This window comes from Paraburkholderia antibiotica (genome assembly GCF_012927125.1).
In the GTDB taxonomy this organism is placed as follows: Bacteria; Pseudomonadota; Gammaproteobacteria; order Burkholderiales; family Burkholderiaceae; genus Paraburkholderia; species Paraburkholderia antibiotica.
Map to the genome: position 1 here is coordinate 103370 of NZ_JABBFZ010000018.1, position 16868 is coordinate 120237.

Consider the following 16868-nt stretch of genomic DNA (forward strand, 5'->3'; position numbering starts at 1 on the left):
CCTTTGCGCGCGCCGAGCAAAGCGTGCCGGCCCTTCCTGCCGACACCGCGTTGCGTACAATGACCGCACCCTGAATGGCGCACGGCACTCACGCATCCCGATCCACGCATCTGAATTCATTGAGGCACTGCATGGCCCGCATTGTTCCCGACGACTGGAAGAGCCTCGAAGCAACCGGCGCGGCGGCGCGCGAACGCGAAACCCTGGCGCTGCTCGAAAAAGCGCTGCCCGCCGATTACACGGTCTACCACGGCGTGCACTGGACGCGCCTGAACCAGACCTTTTCGGTGTTCGGCGAGGCCGATTTCGTGATCGTGAGCCCGGCGGGCCGCGTGATGATCATCGAGCAGAAGACCGGTTTTCTGCGCGAAACGCCCAAGGGGCTCGTCAAGGTGTATCTGCAGACCGAGCGCAACGTCGCGATCGCGCTCGCGCATACGATCGAGAGCCTGCATCGGCGCTTTACCGCGGCGTTCGGCGCGGGCACCTACTTCATCGAGGAACTGCTGTACTGCCCCGACCACATCGTCAAGGACGCGGCGATCGCCGGCGTGAATCCGGCGCGCATCGTCGATGCGACGCGGCGCGACCGGCTCGCCGCGGTGATCCGCGAGGCGCTGCCGGAAGATGAGCCGCGCCTCGCGTGCGCGTCGAAAATCCATCACTTTCTCGCCGATGAACTCGCGCTGACGCCGGACACGAGCGCGCTCGTCGGTCAGGCCGGCACGCTCGTCACGCGTCTCGCGGGCGGTCTCGCGACGTGGGCGCGACGGCTCGAATTCGCGCCGTTCCGTTTGCGCGTGATCGGCACGGCCGGCTCTGGCAAGACGCAACTTGCGGTGCAGGTGATGAAGGACGCCGTCGCGGGAGGTCAGCGGCCGTTGTACGTGTGCTTCAACCGGCCGCTCGCCGATCATATCGCGCGGGTGGCGCCGCCCGAGGCGAAGGTCGCGAACTATCACCAGCTGTGCGACTGGATCGCGCGCGACGCGGGCCGCGCGCCCGATTTCGAGTCCGCCCACGTGTTCGAGCAACTGGAGCAGGTGTTCGCCGCGACGCCGATCGAGCCGCGCTGGCAATTCGACGTGCTGATCGTCGACGAAGGGCAGGACTTCCAGCAGCCGTGGGTCGCCTCGCTGGAGCGGTTGCTGCGTCCGGGCGGCGCGTGGTGGTGGCTCGAAGACCCGCTGCAGAACCTGTACATGCGCGAGCCGGTCACGCTGCCGGGCTGGACGACGCTGAAGGAAACCACCAATTACCGCAGTCCGCGCGACATCCTCGACTATCTGCGCGAGGTGCTCGGGCCGGCGGCGCCGCTTGCGGCGGCACTCGCGTCGGGCAGTCCGTTCGACGGCTCCGAGGTGTCGCTGTCCGTGTACGACGAAGCGCAGGCGCCCGAAAGCGCGATCGACGCGAGCAAGCGCGCGATCACCCATGCGTTGTCGCTCGGTTTTCGCAAGCAGGATATCGCGGTGCTGTCGTTTCGCGGCCGCGAGGGCTCGGCGCTGACCGCACTCGATCATCTCGGGCCGCATCGGCTGCGCAGTTTCACCGGCAAATACGATCTGTTCGGCAACCCGGAGTATCGCGAAGGCGACGTGCTGTTCGAGTCGATTTACCGCTTCAAGGGACAGGCGGCGCCGTGCGTGATTTTCACGGAGATCGACTTCGATGCGTTCGACGAGCGCAGTGCCCGCAAGCTGTTCGTCGGCGCGACGCGCGCGACGATGAAGCTGATCGTCGTCGCGTCGCAGCGGGCCGCGCGGCATTTGCAACAGCGCGACGGTAAGGCAGCGTAGGGCGGTTGTGTAGGCGCGGGCTGGGCGCGGAGTCATCGGCACGCGCCGCGCCTTGCCGGGCCGCGTCCAGCCGTGCGCGTCACGCCGCCCGAACGCAGTCGGCGCTGCTCCGACGCGCTTACCGCGCAATCAACGCGCAATCAACGCGCAATCACCGCGCAATCACCGTGCAATCACCGCCCGCTCACCGCCCGTTCGGCATCCCGTCAACCCGCCTCGCTCAACTCCACGCCCGTCCACTCACCAGCATGCCGGTGCGGGTCGGCGCATCCCACCAGATCACGCGCAACAGCGGCGCCTGCTGCGCGATCAGCAGCGCCTGCAGCGGCTCGCTTTCGACGAAGTGCGTGACGCCCGCGCGCAACGCCGCGCCCGCCTTGTGTGCGGCTGCGCCGGCGGGGCTGTCGTCGTGCGTGCCGGGCTCGCGCATCAGCAGTTGTAGATGACCGAAGCCGTGACGCGCGAGCCAGGCTTCGGTACGCGCGCGATCCATCTCCGGGCGTCCCGTGATGATCGTGCGCACGCGTTGCAGGTCGATGCCCGGCAGCACCTCGAACGGCAGCAGCGCGTCGCGTTCGGCGAGGGCGGCGGTGAGGTCTTCGTCGTAGCGCGCGGACGGCACGTCGGGCAGCAGGATGCCGTCGAGGTCGATTGCATACGCCGCGTATTCGTGATCGTCGGCCATCGCGGGCGCGGCGCCGGACTCGACACGCGCCCAGTCGTCGCGATACTGCTCGGTGTAGGCCTGGCGCTCCCACGGAAACAGCGCGAAATAGCCGCGCGCGTCAATCGCATAGTCGGGCTGGGCGCGGCTCAGATCGTCGACCGCGGCGGTCAGCGTCTTGACCTCGAGCCCGTGGCCACGCAGAAACGCGATGCAGTCGACCAGCGTAAAGCCGCGTCCGGCGATGTCCTCGCACAGCAGCACTTTCGTGCCCGCGGGCGGAATCGGCAGCGTCGAATCCCACGCGACCGCGCGGGTCTGACGGTCGTAGCGCAGGAACGCGACCGGCGTGCCGACAGCGTGCGACACCATCAGCGCAAGCGGCGCGCCGCCGCGCAGAATGCCGAGCGCAAGCGTGAAGCGTTCGGCGAGCAGGGCGGGTTGCAGCGATTCGATCCATTGATCGAGCTGTTCGTACGTCAGAGGCAGGACCGGCTTGTTCATGACTATCGGCGTCGCATGGCGCGATGAAAGGCGGGTGTCCGCGAGGACGCGTCGGCGCGGCTGACGTGCCGATGCGACGCTGCGGCATCCCGTTTTTGAGTCGAAGGATTTTGGCGATATTATGCATGCGGGTCACAGGTCGCGTGTCGGGGTGATGCGCGTTTGACGGCACGGCAGGACGTAGTGCGGCGCGTGGCGGCGTATCGTCCGCGCGGTGCGGTGGGAAACGGCGCGCGCGTGGCGAGGCAGCAAGGCAACGAGACAGCGGGGCAACGACGCCGCGTGCCGCAGCCGCGCAAGGGCAACGAGATCGTGGCGTGCCGCATCGGTACCGTTACAGCGCCCGCCGGTCCTACGAATCAATGGAAAACGGATAAGAAAATAGATGGCCAACGTGATTGCAACGCTGCGTGATAGCGCCGCCGCACCCGGGTGGACACGCTGGATGATGGGGCTGATGCTCACGCTGGCCGCCTGTTGCGCGCAGGCGCAGCAGGCACCGGCGTTGTCGCTCGACGTGCAGGGCAAGATCGCCAATACCAACGACGCCGAGCATCGCGTCTATCACTTCAGCGAGGCGCAACTGCTCGCGCTGCCCACGCATACGATCACGACCGCCACCACGTGGACGCCGCGCTCCACATTTACCGGTCCGCTGCTCTCCGACATTCTGAAGGTGGTCGGCGCATCCGGCACCGAGATCGAATTTCATACCTTCGACGACTACACCTACACGGTGCCGGTGTCCGATTGCGAGCGCTATGGCGTGATCGTCGCTTATGCGATGAACGGCCAGCGCCTGAAAATCAGCGACTTCGGGCCGCTGTTCCTCATCTATCCGCGCGACGCGTATCCGAATGAATTGACGGGCGCGGGCGGCGATTCCAAATTCGTATGGCAGATCAAGGCCCTCCTCGTCAGATAGCGCATCGTCCGTGGCGCCGGGTCATGCACGTGCTGATCTGGCTGACCGCGCTGGCGGCGCCGGCCGGCGCGATCGGCTACCTGCTGTACGCGAACCTGCTGAATCCGCGCACGACCGAGCAGTTGACCGGCAGCTACGACGGCTTCTACTGGGACGCCGCGCAGCTGCAGATCGCGTATGCGCGCTTCGAGAACCAGCTGCTGCTGTATCAGTCCGGCACCGACGACGACTATCAGCGGCTGCTGCTGCGCTTCCAGTTGCTGCAATCGAAGCTGCACGTGATGGCGGGCTCGACGCATCGGCTGTCGGCGCAGCTCGCGCTGCTGCAGCGGCAGCTCGACGAAATCAATGCGCTCGATCATCTGCTCGACCAGATCCAGCCCGAAATCGACGCGCTCGCGAAGGATCGCAGCCGCGCGGCGCAAGTCGTCCGGCAATTGGGCCTGCACTGGAACGAGGTCAACGATCTCGCGCTGTCGCGCCGTTTCGCCGACGTCGCCGACCGCGAAGCGATGAACCGCGATTTCATCGACAAGCGCCGCATGCTGTTCGCGGGCGGGCTGTTGCTGCTGCTGTTGTCGGCGGCGGCGACGCTGCTGCTGGTGCTCAACGGCCGGCGCCGCACGCGGCTCATGCATCAGCAGCGCGCCGCGCTCGACGCCGAGCATCAGGCGAGCCGCGCGGCGCGCGAGGCGAGTCTCGCGAAGGATGCGTTTCTCGGCATGATCAGCCACGAGCTGCGTACGCCGTTGCACGCGATCGTGTCGTCGGTCGAACTGCTCGGCTTCAACTATCACACCGAGGCCGACCGCAAGGTGATCCAGCGGCTCGAAACCGCGGCGCGCCATCTCGAAGCGCAGATGAAGGACCTGACCGACTACGCGCGGCTCGGCGCCGGCAAGCTCGAATTGCGGCACCAGCATTTCGAGCCGCGCGAGCTGCTCGCGTCGATTGTCGACGAACACACGATGTCCGCCGAAGCGCGCGGACTCCGGCTCGAAAGCGAGGCGAGCGGCGCGAGTGGTCTTGTCGAGTCGGACCCGCATCGGATCCGGCAGATCGTCAACAATCTGGTCACCAACGCGATCCGCTACACCGAAGCCGGTCGTGTGCGCGTGGAGCTGCGGCAGCAGCCGGCGCTGCTGGTTTTTGTCGTCAGCGATACGGGGTCGGGGGTACCGCCGGCGCAGATTCCGCTGATCTTCGAGGAGTTCACCCAGCTCGACGCGTCGCGCACGCGCCGCTTCGAAGGCGCGGGGATGGGGCTCGCGATCGTGCAGGGGCTCGTGAAGCTGTTCGGCGGCACGGTCGATGTCGCGAGCACGGTCGGCCAGGGCACCACCTTCACGGTGACGATTCCGGTCGTGCCGGTCGCGACCATCGAGCCGTCGGACGTCGCGACGCAAGCCGCGCCGGGCGGCGCGCGGCCGCGCGTGCTGATCGTCGACGATAACCGTCTGATTCGCGAGTCGTTGAGCGAAATGGTCGCGCACATGGGTTACGACGCGCACGCGTTCGGCAATGCCGACGATGCGCTCGCGTGGCTCGACACGAGCCGTTGCGACGTGGTGCTGCTCGACCTGCATATGCCGGAGCGCGACGGCTATACGTTTCTCGCGGACTTCGCGACGCGCGGCGGACCGTCGGTAGGGGTGCCGGTGATCGTGGTCAGCGCGTACGCGCCGGAGGTCGTGCGGGACGACGAGGACCCTGTGCCGGCGTTTTTCGAGGCGTTATTAAAGCCGGTACATTACGAGGATCTGAAGCAGGCGCTGCAGCGGGCGTTGGCGGCGCGGCAGATCAGGTGAGGGTGCGCGCGGTGAGGGTGGCCAGGTTCGCCGCTTCGCACGGTGGGCGCGCGCCGACGCGGCTCGCGCGCTCACATACTTACATGCGTCTCAAGGCCGGTTCAGGCGCTTCGACAGATCGGCGACCAGAATCGCCATGCGCGCGGGCTTCTCATAACAGGCGACGTCATAGTCGCGAATTACCTGACTGATTTCCGATTCGCTGGCTTTGCCGGTCAGCAGTTCGCCGGTCAGCACGAAGATCGGCGCATCCGGATTTTCCGACGCGCGCACCGCGCGAATCGCGGCCGCCGAGGTTTGCGCGCCGAACAGCCAGTCGATGATCACGCCGTCGAACACCTGGGTCTGCAACTGCTCGGTAAAGGCCGCGAGCCCGTAGATCGCCACCGCCGTGAAGCCGCTGCGCTCGAGGTAGTCGCGCAGGTTGTCGGCGCTCGCGCGATCGTCGTCGACGACCGCGATGGCCGGCTTGTCGGTTTCGGCGCGGCGCGGATAGATCTCGATCTTATGGACCTCGTACGCGCTCTGATACAACGCGCTGTCATGACGCGCGACGCGCCATTGACCGAGCCGCGAATACGCGACGAACTCCGGGCGGTTGCCCGGTTCGAGCGCGGCGCCGACCCACGCGGTGCAGGCGATCTCGGTCGCGCCGACGCAGAACAGCGCCTCCTGGGCGACCGCGCCGACCACGCCCGGATCGAGCGATTGCGCGCCGAACAGCTGCGCCGCGGGTTCGTCGAATACTTCGGCGACTTTCTTGATCTGCGAGAGGGTCCACGGGCTATTGCCGCGCAGCTTGCGGTGTCCCTGGGAAAAACTCAGGTCGAGAATCCGGCAGAGCTCCGTGGTTTGCTGGCGCTTGCCGATTCCATGCCGGCTCATCAACTCGCGCACGCGCTCGGCAACCGCGATGGAGTCGGGTGAGTGTGTTTCGTTGGCCATACTGCTTGAGAAATCTGCCGTCTTAAAAGGTACTGGGGGAGCGCGATCGTCCGGCGCAGCGCGGGTGAATATGCAATATGCATGGGCCGGCTACGCGAGGGACAGCAAATGTACCGTAAAAAATTCACAGTTTGTGATTTTGTTTGCCTGCTCGCAAAGACCGTTGATACACGCGGCGCAACGGCCATGTCGACGAAATTTTATGCAATTTGCATCACCCGCATTTTACCGGTGAAATGATGACGAAACCGTAGGGAATGCGCGAATGAAGTCGCATCGCGCGTGCGGGAAATGGGCGAGCCGTTTGCCGGGCCGGTCGGCCCGGCGCACCGTGGGATGGCGGGTTCGAGGACGAACAGGACGGGCGGGTTGCGTGTATCGCCGCACGCGACGGATTGACGCCGCGGCGGGTTAATCCACACCGGGCAGCCTGAGGGCAGTCGCGGCGCAGGCTCGCCGGGCGTTCAAGCCGACACGGCTGCGCCGGCCGGGATCAACGGGCCGGCATTTTTTCGAGCTTGACAGCCGAGTTTTTTAGCCCCTTGAAAATCTTGTCGGCGACCTTGCCGGGAAAGCGCTCGGGCAAGTCGGCCGCGACCCGCTCGATCACGCCGGGCGTCTGTTCGATCAGCCGCTGGATCAGCGGCTCGGCGTCGGCGCCGTACGAGCAGGTCAGCGCCGTCGCGTTGAAATGGCGCCGCTGTACGTCGCGAAACGCATCGTGCTTGCTGCGCGACCACAGGCCCATCGCCAGTCGCGCCTTGTACCACGACCACTGATTCGGGCCGTTGCCTTCGACCGGCCAGATCGACATTACGTCGTAGAGCGGGGTGAGGCGGAACTGGCCGCCCGCGAGCAGGCGGATGCTGAAGTTTTTCGCGTGGCCATCGGGCGCGGCGAGCATCCAGAACAGGATCTGGCTCGCCAGCAGGGTTTCGATGTCGCGCCGCGCGTCGACCGACTGCTGCAGAATCCGCGCGAGATCGCGCACGCCCGGGCCGCCTTCGTTTTCGTACTTGCGATGCGACGGCACGCCGTACACCTGGCAGAAGTCTTCCTGCGGCAGACGCAGCAGCCAGGTGCCGCTCGAATGCATCTGCCGGTCGAAGCGCTCGACCGCGAGCACGCGCTGCTTGCCGAATCTGAGCACTTCGGTGTTCGCGACCGGCAGCCCGAATTCGCGCAGAATCCGCAGACACAGCCACTCGTTTTCCACCGACGTGCTGAGGTCCGCGAGCCGGTTGCCGACCAGCCCGAGCGGCAGCTTGAAGATGTGCGTGGTCGGCGTCGCGCCGTGCGGCCGTTGCCAGCGGCCGTCGTGCCATAGCAGCGCGGTTTTCTCCTGCGCGCCGGCGAGCGAGATGCGGAAGTCGTCGCTCTCTTGCGGCGCGCCGAGCGGTGGATTGCCGACCGTTTGCGCGAGCAGCGCCTCGATTTCGTCGTCCGTGAGCGGCGTGCCTTCGATCCTGTCGACCCCCACCGGCACATCGTCTTCGGCGAGCAATTGGACCGCGCCGACACAGTCGCGGCCGATTGCCTGCAGCAGATCGAACGCGTCGAGCGTCTCGGTGCGGTAGCGTTGCGCGATACGTTTGCGGATCACGTCGCTATCGGGCAGCAGGTTGTCGAAGTAGTTGAGGACGCGCGGCCCTTTGTGCGCCATGTTGCCGGGCGTGAACGGCAGCGAGAGCGACAGCGGCCGGCCTGCCGGCGACACGACCCAGGCGTCGTCGTAGACGAATTCCATCGGACCGCGCGCGGGCAGGCGCCAGAGGCCGACGCGCTCGCCGTTGGCCCATACCGACAAGGCTTTCGAGGAAGTTGGCCGGGTCATCTCACCACTCGGTGGCCGGCACCGGCTCAGGGAGCGGCTGGTGTTTGTCACGGAGCTGCAATTGCAGGCCGTAGACGCCGCACAGCGCCAGCAACTGCGTGAGGGTGAGGGCGCTCGCGTCGGTTTCGAACACCGAAATGCGGCTCTGGCTGACGCCGATCCGCGCGGCGGCCTCGGCCTGCGTGAGGCCCGCCTGGCGGCGACTGGCCGCAAGCAGCTGGGCCAACTGGTCCTGCGTGGCGATGAGATGGAGCATGGCGAATTATCTGTGAGACGAATAAATGCAGTTTATGCGTGAGACGAATATTCGTCAAATATTCGTTTGGCGAATAAACGACGAATATTCGTCTGGCGCATAAATAGGGCTGGGTTTGTCATCTGGCCGTGCCGGCCGTGCGGCGGGCGTTTGCGGCCTTCGGCATAGCGCTGGCTAGTGTCGCGCGGCATTGCGAACAACCCCAGCGCCTGCGAAGATGACGCCCAATTCGCCAAAACCGCCGAGCTCATGACCACGACTTACCCGCTGCACTCGACCTTCACCGGCGCCGACCAGGCGTTTCCCACCCAGGCCGACGTCGTCATCGCCGGCGCCGGCATCATGGGCTGCGCGGCCGCCTACTATCTGACGCGCCGCGGCCTGTCGGTGGTGGTGCTCGACAAGTCGCGGATCGCCGGGCAGCAGTCGTCGCGCGCGTGGGGTTTCGTGCGGCAGCAGGGGCGCGAAGCCGCTGAAGTGCCGCTGATGATGGCGAGCATCCCGCTGTGGCAGGAACTCGAGCGCGAACTGAATTTCGATCTCGAATGGCGTCAGGGCGGTTGCCTGTACGTCGCGACCGATGAAGAGGATTGGGCGTCGTTCCGGCAATGGCTCGACGTCGCGCGTCAGTACGGACTCGACACGCGCACGCTCGACCGCAAGCAGATCGATACGATCGTGAGCGGCATGCAGGGCCCCGCGCTCGGCGGCCTCTACACGCCGAGCGACGGTCAGGCCGAACCGCGCCGCGCCGCCGCGGCATTCGCGGCGCGGGCCGCGCAAGCCGGCGCGCTGTTTTTCGAAGGCTGCGGCGTGGTCGGCGTCGAACGCGCGGGCGGCGCGATCGCCGGCGTCGTCACCGAGCGCGGCACGGTGCGCACGTCGCGTTTTATCTGCGTGGCCGGCGCGAGCAGCTGGCGGCTGCTCGACACGCTCGGCCTCGAATTGCCGCAGCAGGCGGTGCGCGGCACCTGTATGCGCACCAATCCGCAGCCGGCCGTCACCGCGTCGACGTTCTGGGGGCACGGTCTCGGCATCCGCCAGCGCGCGAACGGCGCCATCAATCTCGCCGACGACATGCAGGTCGACGTCGACATGACGCTCGGCCATTTCCGCGCGCTCAAATGGTTTTTGCCCGAGTTGTGGAAGCAGCGCGAGAAGTTCAGCTTTCATCTGAACGGCGCCTGTCTGAGCGATCTGCGCGAACGTCTGCCGGGCGGCGTGCCCGCGGCCGAGCGCGTGCTGCATCCGCGCGATCCGCAGTCGCAGCCGAATGCGGGCCATGCGCCGCGTGCGCTCAAGAAACTGCACGTGCTGTTTCCGGTGTTGCGGGATGCGCGGATCGTCGAGGCGTGGGCCGGTCTGATCGATGTGCTGCCCGACGGCATTCCTGTGATCGACGCGCCGCCGCAGGTTCCGGGTCTGACGATCGCGACCGGCTTCTGCGGCCACGGCTTCGCAATGGGGCCGATCGTCGGTAAGCTGCTCGCGGAAATGAACGATGGCGGCGAGGCGTCGCTGGATCTGTCGGCGTTCCGCTTGCAGCGTTTCTTCGACGGCACGATGCAGCGGCCGCGCAGCATGCTGTAAGCGCCCGGCTCGATACCACCGCAACGACAGCAACGACAGGCGATCCGACCGATGATCGATTCCGTACTCCGCCACGCCGACGTGCCGTACTACACGCAATGGGGCAGCCCCGAGTGGGTGCGCGACATCGTCGAGCGGCAGCGCGACCCGTGCGACGATCCGCTATGGCAGCGCAGCGGTTTCGACGATCCCGAGCGTTATCGCTTCTGGGCGAAGCGGCTGTGCGGACTCACGTGTCTCGAATCGGCGCTCGACTACTGGCGTATCGATCACGCGCCGCGCGCCGCGTTGCTCGACGACGCGTTGCGCCACGGCGTGTACCGGATGCGCGACGATGGCGGCGTCGACGGTCTGATCTATCGGCCGTTCGCCGGATGGGTCGGCGATGCGTACGGGCTGCAGGTAGAGGTGTTGCCGCAGGCGTCGCTCGAGGAGATCGCCGGGCAGCTCGACGCCGATACGCTCGCGATCGTCTCGGTGAGTGCCGAGATCCGCTATCCCGAGCGGCCGAACCAGCGTCAGGGCGGTCATCTGATTTTGCTGCACGGCCGCGATCGCGACGGTGTGTGGTTTCACAACCCGTCGGGCGTCGCGCCGCATCAGGCCGACGTGTATCTGCCGTTCGCGACGCTCGCGCGTTTCTACGCGGGGCGCGGGATGACGCTCGGCCGCGGCGCGCGTTAGAAGTGACGGGGCGCCGAGTCGGCCAGGCAAGTCGCCGCGATGAACAGGGCGGGCCCGTTTTCTGCTGCGCGGCCGTCATCGATGTTCGACCTGACGGAGATCCAGTATGAATCGAACCTTATATCTCCTGGTCGCCGGCCTTGTCGCGCTCGGCGCCGTCACTTCGGCTCAGGCCGCGAGCCGTGACGAACAGGCCCATGCCTGTCGCGGCGACGCGATGCATTTCTGCGCCAGCGAGATTCCCAACGAAGAGAAGATCACCGCCTGCATGAAGCAGCACATCGACGAACTGAGCCCGGCCTGTCGGGCGATGTTCAAAAACGGCAGGAAGGCTGACAGGAAAGGGTGACAGCGAGCGTGGCGCGGCAATGAGGTAACAGAGCCGGGAAGAGGGCTGGTAACAGAGCCGATAAGAGCGCCGATGAGCGCGCCGCCGGGGCATCGCTTGATGAACGGCAGCCGCGCCCGGTCCGCCATACCCGCTCTCAGCCACGCACACAGAACCGCCAACCTCCCACCCGGCTGGCGATTTTTTTTCCGCTCGGTTACGGTGACGCATGCCCACTCACTCCAGGATTGGACCGTCCCGCCTATGAGCCGCCCGACCACGCAGATCTTCGACGCCGCCGCCACCGCGCGGCTGATGCCGTACGCCGCCCTCGTCGACGCGCTGAAGCGCGCGAGCATCGATTACGCGCAGCAGCGCATCGCGAGTCCCGAGCGGCTCGTCGTGCCGCTCAACGCCGGCGGCATCATGCTGTCGATGCCCGCCACCGCGCCCGATCTCGCGATCCACAAGCTCGTCAACGTGTGCGCGAGCAACGGCGCGCGCAATCTGCCGACGATCCACGGCCAGGTGATGGCGTTCGACGCCGATACCGGCGAGACGCTATTCGTACTCGACGGCCCGACCGTAACCGGGCGCCGGACCGCGGCGATGTCGATGCTCGGCATCGCGACGTTCGCCGCGCGCGCGCCGCGCGAAATTCTGCTGATCGGCACCGGCACGCAGGCGCTCAATCATCTGGAAGCGATCGGCGAGCTGTATCCCGATGCACGCGTATGGGTCAAGGGCAGCGCGCCCGCGCGCGCCGACGCGTTCTGCGCGGCGCAGCGCGGCAAGGTGCGCGACTTGCAGCCGCTCGCGCCGGGCGGTGCGCCGCTGCCCGAATCGATCGATGTCGTGATCGCGCTGACCACCAGCAAACAGCCGGTCTATGACGAACCGGCGCGCGCGGGGCGGTTCGTGATCGGCGTCGGCGCGTTCACGCCGCAGATGGTCGAGATCGGCGCGACCACGATCGCGGGCAGCGCGCTGTTCGTCGACGATCCGGCCGGCGCGAAGCACGAGGCCGGCGATTTCATTCAGGCCGGCGTCGACTGGGCGCGGGTCGGCGGAATCGCGGCGGTATTGCAGAACGCGCAGCCGCTACCGACGGCCCCGATGGTGTTCAAGAGCGTCGGCTGCGCGGCGTGGGATCTGGCCGCGTGCCGGGTCGCGCGCGAGTCGTTGGCGCGACACTGAACGCGCGGCGCGCGAATTGAATCGATCGCGAAAAGTCCCGCAAAAACAGGTCTCTGCCGCGGCGGGTTGGCATCCTGAGTCAGCTTGCGGCAGATCTTGCCGTGCAAACTATCTTAAAACGTTGCACCATAGGCGTTTGCCGGAAAAAGCGCCTGCGCGAAGGTCCGCCGTTCGACCGCGCGCCGGCCGCCGATTCCTGTTCCTGATCGACGCCCTTTCCCTAGACGCTGCAATCGTGCCATGACGACCCAACACGCTTCTGCCACACCCGACCTGCCGCTCGACATGATCATCTTCGGCGGCACCGGCGACCTGTCGTTCCGCAAGCTGCTGCCCGCGCTTTACATGGCGCATCTGCACTGCAATCTGCCGCCCGAGACCCGCATTCTGACGATCGGCCGCAAGCCCTGGTCGCGCGACGAATACATCGGCGAATTCATGGAGCAGAAGGCCAAGCCCTTCATCGAGAAGAAAGCGTTCGACGCCGCCGCGTGGGACAAATTTCTCGCGCTGTTCGAATACGTGCGGATGGACGTCGACTCGCCGGAGGACTACCAGCGCCTGAAGGAAGTCTCGCGCGAAGGCGTGCGCCGGGTGTTCTATCTGGCGACCTCGCCGGATCTGTTCACCAATATCTGCGAGAACCTGTCGGTCGCGGGACTCGTCGACGAACACTCGCGCGTCGTGCTCGAAAAGCCGCTCGGCCACGATCTCGCCTCCGCGCAGGCGATCAACACCGCGGTCGGCAAGCACTTCAGCGAAGCGCAGATCTACCGGATCGATCACTACCTCGGCAAGGAAACCGTGCAGAACCTGATGGTGCTGCGCTTCGGCAATCCGATTTTCGGGCCGCTGTGGCAGGCGCCGTACATCAAGAGCGTGCAGATCACGGTGGCCGAGACGGTCGGCGTGGGCAGTCGCGCGGGGTTCTACGACAAGACCGGCGCGTTGCGCGACATGGTGCAGAACCATCTGCTGCAACTGCTGTGCATCGTCGCGATGGAGCCGCCGGTGTCGCTCGATCCGGACGCGGTGCGCGACGAAAAGCTCAAGGTGCTGCGTTCGTTGCGGCCGATGACACCCGAGGACATCGCGCGCGACACCGTGCGCGGCCAGTACACGGCCGGCGCGGTCGACGGCGAGGCAGTCAAGGGCTACCTCGAGGAAGACAACGTGCCGGCGGGCAGTCGCGCCGAGACCTTCGTCGCGTTGCGTGCGCGGATCAACAACTGGCGTTGGGCCAACGTGCCGTTCTTCCTGCGCACCGGCAAGCGGATGCAGAAGAAGCTGTCGGAGATCGTGATCGAATTCTCCGAGCTGCCGTTCTCGATCATCCCGAGCGACGGACGCACCTACGGCAATCGGCTGGTGATCCAGCTGCAGCCCGAAGAGTCGATCCAGTTGCAGGTGCTCGCGAAAGAGCCGGGCAGCGGCATGCATATGCTGCCGGTGAGCCTGAATCTCGATCTGCAGCAGGCCTTCACCGAGCGTCGCGCGGAAGCGTACGAACGGCTGCTGATCGACGTGATTCGCGGACGTCTGACGCACTTCATGCGCCGCGACGAACTCGAAGCCGCGTGGGCGTGGGCCGAACCGATTCTCGACGGCTGGGCGAAGTCCGGCGAGCGGCCGCGCTCGTATTCGGCGGGCACGTTCGGACCGGCGGCGTCGACTGCGTTGATGGCGCGTGAAAACGCGGTGTGGGCGGAGGAGTCGCAGTAAGCGGCGCTTCGATGGGTTGAATGGGCGGATGGGCGTCGCCTCGACGGCGGTGCGCTATGCATGCAGCTACCCGCGGCTCGTGACGTTATGACGGCGTCGCGAGCCGCGTTCGTTTTGCGGTTCGTTTCGCTTGATGCTTAGTGATCCGTAGCGGTTGTGATCTGTGTGGAGCGACTCGCATCATTCGTACTGCATGACAATTTGATTTCATCCGGATTACGCCTATGATGATTTCCTTGTCCGCATGAGCGGGCGGCATTTCACAGGAGACATCGATGAGGCGGCTTTTCGTGGCATTGAGCTGGGCGGCAGTCATGGCAATCGTTCCCAATCTGGCCGCGTGCGGTGGCAGCGATCTCAATGCCTCGGCGGGTCCGCCGAAGGTGATCATCGATAGCGACTACAACACGCTCAGCGACGACGGCCAGCTCGGCGTGATGGCCGCGCAATTGCAGGCGCAGGGCTCGCTGAAAGTGCTCGGCATCACTGTCGTGTCGGGCAATCAGTGGCTCATGCAGGGCGTCTCCGATGCGCTGAAATCGGTCGAGCGTCTGGGCGTCGAAAATCAGATCGGCGTGTATGCGGGTGCCAATTACGCGCTGTCGCACGACTACGCGACGATCCAGCAGGAACTGAAAGAGTTTCCTGGCGGCGACGGCTATCTCGGCGCATGGAGCACGCCCGAGCCGAAATCGGCGAGCGACCTCGTCGCGCCGCCCGACGGTTTCGCGACGCATACGAAGGTGCAGAGCCAGAGCGCGAAGGATTTCATCGTCGAGTCGGTGAAGCGCTATCCAGGCGAAGTGACGATCCTCGCGATCGGCCCGCTGACCAATATCGCGCAAGCCACCAGCGAGCATCCCGAGATCGTGCCGCTGATCAAGCAGATCATCTACATGGGCGGCGCGATCGACGTGCCGGGCAACACCACGCCGACCGCCGAGTTCAACTGGTGGTTCGATCCCGAGGCGGCGAAAACGGTCTTGCGTCTACCGATCAAACAGACGGTGATTCCGCTCGACGTGACCGACACGGTGCAGATGGACAAGGCGTTATACGATCGCGTCGCGCACGATCCGACGAAGCAGACCATCATCACGCAGCTGTTCAAGACGCTGAACGGCTATGGTTTCGACGGCAAGAACGGCTTCGAGACGAACCCGAACTACACGACCAACATCTGGGACACGCTGACGCTCGCATATCTGATGCATCCGTCGTTCGCGACGCAGACGGTCGATGAGTGGGTGGACGTGGATACGAGCTTCGGCGCCAACGATGGCAAGGCAACCGGCTATACGAGTTCGCCGCCGGCGGGTTTGCAGAAAATGACGATCGTCAAACGTTTCGACAATCCTGCCTTTTTCGATTTCTACGTGGATCTGCTGACGCGGCCGGTGCCGGTCAAGCTACCGGACTGATTGCGAGACTCCGATGGGCCTGCACCCGCTTTACGCGGGATGCAGGCCGCGCAACAACTGCCGCACGCGCGACAGATCCTGCTCGACGTGACCGGCTTTCTCGAACAGCTCCGCGAGCCAGTCGACGAACGCGCGCACGCGCGGCGACACGCGGCGATTCTTCACATACACGACCGCGACCGGCATCGGCACGGGTTTCCATTGCGGCAGCACTTCGCGCAGCAGGCCCGAATCGAGGTAGGGCTGCGCGGCGACCCGGGCGGGCTGGATCATCCCGAGACCTTGCAGTCCGCAGGTCAGGTAGGCCTGTTCGTCGCTGACCTGCACGAAGCCTTTGAGCTTGACGCTGAGCGCTTCGCCGTCCACTTCGAAATCGAAGTCGCATTCGCGGCCGTTATGCGGCGACACGCAATTGACCGCGACGTGCGCGCGCAGATCGTCGAGATCGGCGGGCGTGCCGTGGCGCGCCAGATAGTCCGGGCTGGCGCAGGTCACGTGTTCGAGCGTGCCGAGATGACGCGCGACCAGATTCGAATCCGGCAACTCGCCGAGCTGGATGCAGCAGTCGATTGCTTCGGAGACCAGATCGATGCTTCGATTGCTGACGCCGATGGCGAGATCGAGGTTCGGATAGCGGGCGTGGAAGTCGTCGAGGGCGGGCAGCACGATCGCACTGGCGACGGCGCTGGGCATTTCGATGCGCAGACGGCCGGTCAGGTTATCGGTTGCATGACGGAGGCTGGCTTCCATTTCATCGATATCGGCGAGGATTTGCGCGCAGCGTTCGTAGTAGGCCGCGCCTTCCGGCGTGACGCTCAGACGACGTGTCGTGCGGATCAATAGTGCTGTGCCCAGCAGGGCTTCCAGATTCTGGACGATCGTCGTTGCGGTCGCGCGTGGGATGTTCAGGGATTCCGCTGCGCGGGTGAAGCTGTTGGTGTCCACAATTCGGATGAATGTGCGCATTGCAGTTAGTCTGTCGATCACTGGGATGCTCCAAATGGTTTTTTTGCCGTGCGGCGCTTTTTTTCGTTGTTCCTGGGTTTTTGGCCTCTCCTTGTTGTCTTATTGGTCTATTAGCGTTGCCCCCTGTGCGGGGCGGCACCTACTTTCTTTGCTGCTGCAAAGAAAGTAGGCAAAGAAAGCAGCTTCACACCGCTAATTCTTAAGTGGGCACCTCGGTTAACTACG

14 protein-coding genes are annotated in these 16868 nt (G+C 65.5%); 9 read left to right on the top strand and 5 right to left on the bottom strand.

The features are described 5' to 3' along the window. The first annotated feature begins 131 nt into the window (after window positions 1-131). On the top strand, window positions 132-1799 hold the full coding sequence (locus tag HHL14_RS25260) for an ATP-binding domain-containing protein (RefSeq protein WP_169500311.1): 1668 nt from the start codon (window positions 132-134) through the stop codon (window positions 1797-1799). Window positions 1800-2019: 220 nt separating this feature from the next. On the opposite strand, the gene HHL14_RS25265 is transcribed toward HHL14_RS25260, so the two are convergent. Then, entirely contained in the window at window positions 2020-2967 is a 948-nt protein-coding gene (locus HHL14_RS25265) for a phosphoribosyltransferase (protein ID WP_169500312.1), read from the bottom strand. 385 nt (window positions 2968-3352) lie between these two features. On the opposite strand from HHL14_RS25265, the gene HHL14_RS25270 reads away from it, so the two are divergent. Together HHL14_RS25270 and HHL14_RS25275 are read left to right on the top strand one after the other, a co-directional pair. Continuing rightward, a complete protein-coding gene (locus tag HHL14_RS25270) occupies window positions 3353-3892 on the top strand; it encodes a molybdopterin-dependent oxidoreductase (RefSeq protein WP_169500313.1) in 540 nt (179 codons plus the stop codon). After that, window positions 3862-5700 (top strand): ATP-binding response regulator, encoded by a 1839-nt coding sequence (locus tag HHL14_RS25275; RefSeq protein WP_169500314.1) that lies wholly within the window; start codon window positions 3862-3864, stop codon window positions 5698-5700. The genes HHL14_RS25270 and HHL14_RS25275 overlap by 31 nt, the downstream gene beginning before the upstream one ends. Before the next feature lie 90 nt (window positions 5701-5790). Here the strand turns inward: HHL14_RS25275 and HHL14_RS25280 are convergent, their stop codons facing one another. The 3 genes from HHL14_RS25280 to HHL14_RS25290 all read right to left on the bottom strand — a co-directional run bounded on the left by HHL14_RS25280 (window position 5791) and on the right by HHL14_RS25290 (window position 8735). Continuing rightward, window positions 5791-6645, bottom strand: a complete 855-nt coding sequence (locus HHL14_RS25280; RefSeq protein WP_169500315.1) for a helix-turn-helix domain-containing protein — start codon at window positions 6643-6645, stop codon at window positions 5791-5793. A gap of 493 nt (window positions 6646-7138) precedes the next feature. Further along, window positions 7139-8479, bottom strand: coding sequence for a type II toxin-antitoxin system HipA family toxin (locus HHL14_RS25285; RefSeq protein ID WP_169500316.1), 1341 nt, complete (start codon window positions 8477-8479; stop codon window positions 7139-7141). A gap of 1 nt (window position 8480) precedes the next feature. Next, on the bottom strand, window positions 8481-8735 hold the full coding sequence (locus HHL14_RS25290) for a helix-turn-helix domain-containing protein (protein ID WP_169500317.1): 255 nt from the start codon (window positions 8733-8735) through the stop codon (window positions 8481-8483). 249 nt (window positions 8736-8984) lie between these two features. Here HHL14_RS25290 and HHL14_RS25295 point away from each other — a divergent pair, with 249 nt between their 5' ends. The 6 genes from HHL14_RS25295 to HHL14_RS25320 all read left to right on the top strand — a co-directional run bounded on the left by HHL14_RS25295 (window position 8985) and on the right by HHL14_RS25320 (window position 15677). Then, window positions 8985-10325 carry an NAD(P)/FAD-dependent oxidoreductase gene (locus HHL14_RS25295; RefSeq protein ID WP_169500318.1) on the top strand — a complete coding sequence of 447 codons (1341 nt, stop codon included), beginning with the start codon at window positions 8985-8987 and terminating at the stop codon, window positions 10323-10325. 51 nt (window positions 10326-10376) lie between these two features. Beyond that, complete coding sequence (locus HHL14_RS25300) at window positions 10377-11009, top strand: C39 family peptidase (protein WP_169500319.1); 633 nt, start codon at window positions 10377-10379, stop codon at window positions 11007-11009. Between the two features lie 106 nt (window positions 11010-11115). Then, window positions 11116-11358 carry a hypothetical protein gene (locus HHL14_RS25305; RefSeq protein WP_169500320.1) on the top strand — a complete coding sequence of 81 codons (243 nt, stop codon included), beginning with the start codon at window positions 11116-11118 and terminating at the stop codon, window positions 11356-11358. Between the two features lie 243 nt (window positions 11359-11601). Further along, window positions 11602-12534 carry a bifunctional Delta(1)-pyrroline-2-carboxylate/Delta(1)-piperideine-2-carboxylate reductase gene (lhpI, locus tag HHL14_RS25310; RefSeq protein WP_169500321.1) on the top strand — a complete coding sequence of 311 codons (933 nt, stop codon included), beginning with the start codon at window positions 11602-11604 and terminating at the stop codon, window positions 12532-12534. 240 nt (window positions 12535-12774) lie between these two features. Next, window positions 12775-14256, top strand: coding sequence for a glucose-6-phosphate dehydrogenase (zwf, locus tag HHL14_RS25315; protein ID WP_169500322.1), 1482 nt, complete (start codon window positions 12775-12777; stop codon window positions 14254-14256). Between the two features lie 275 nt (window positions 14257-14531). After that, a complete protein-coding gene (locus HHL14_RS25320; protein ID WP_169500323.1) occupies window positions 14532-15677 on the top strand; it encodes a nucleoside hydrolase in 1146 nt (381 codons plus the stop codon). 30 nt (window positions 15678-15707) lie between these two features. Here HHL14_RS25320 and HHL14_RS25325 read toward each other — a convergent pair whose 3' ends face one another. After that, on the bottom strand, window positions 15708-16664 hold the full coding sequence (locus tag HHL14_RS25325) for a LysR family transcriptional regulator (RefSeq protein ID WP_169500324.1): 957 nt from the start codon (window positions 16662-16664) through the stop codon (window positions 15708-15710). Between the last annotated feature and the right edge of the window lie 204 nt (window positions 16665-16868).

Coding starts and splice junctions, on each gene's coding strand:
- HHL14_RS25260 (WP_169500311.1), top strand. CDS start 132: ATGGCCCGCATTGTTCCCGACGACTGGAAGAGCCTCGAAGCAACCGGC.
- HHL14_RS25265 (WP_169500312.1), bottom strand. CDS start 2,967: ATGAACAAGCCGGTCCTGCCTCTGACGTACGAACAGCTCGATCAATGG.
- HHL14_RS25270 (WP_169500313.1), top strand. CDS start 3,353: ATGGCCAACGTGATTGCAACGCTGCGTGATAGCGCCGCCGCACCCGGG.
- HHL14_RS25275 (WP_169500314.1), top strand. CDS start 3,862: ATGGCAGATCAAGGCCCTCCTCGTCAGATAGCGCATCGTCCGTGGCGC.
- HHL14_RS25280 (WP_169500315.1), bottom strand. CDS start 6,645: ATGGCCAACGAAACACACTCACCCGACTCCATCGCGGTTGCCGAGCGC.
- HHL14_RS25285 (WP_169500316.1), bottom strand. CDS start 8,479: ATGACCCGGCCAACTTCCTCGAAAGCCTTGTCGGTATGGGCCAACGGC.
- HHL14_RS25290 (WP_169500317.1), bottom strand. CDS start 8,735: ATGCTCCATCTCATCGCCACGCAGGACCAGTTGGCCCAGCTGCTTGCG.
- HHL14_RS25295 (WP_169500318.1), top strand. CDS start 8,985: ATGACCACGACTTACCCGCTGCACTCGACCTTCACCGGCGCCGACCAG.
- HHL14_RS25300 (WP_169500319.1), top strand. CDS start 10,377: ATGATCGATTCCGTACTCCGCCACGCCGACGTGCCGTACTACACGCAA.
- HHL14_RS25305 (WP_169500320.1), top strand. CDS start 11,116: ATGAATCGAACCTTATATCTCCTGGTCGCCGGCCTTGTCGCGCTCGGC.
- lhpI (WP_169500321.1), top strand. CDS start 11,602: ATGAGCCGCCCGACCACGCAGATCTTCGACGCCGCCGCCACCGCGCGG.
- zwf (WP_169500322.1), top strand. CDS start 12,775: ATGACGACCCAACACGCTTCTGCCACACCCGACCTGCCGCTCGACATG.
- HHL14_RS25320 (WP_169500323.1), top strand. CDS start 14,532: ATGAGGCGGCTTTTCGTGGCATTGAGCTGGGCGGCAGTCATGGCAATC.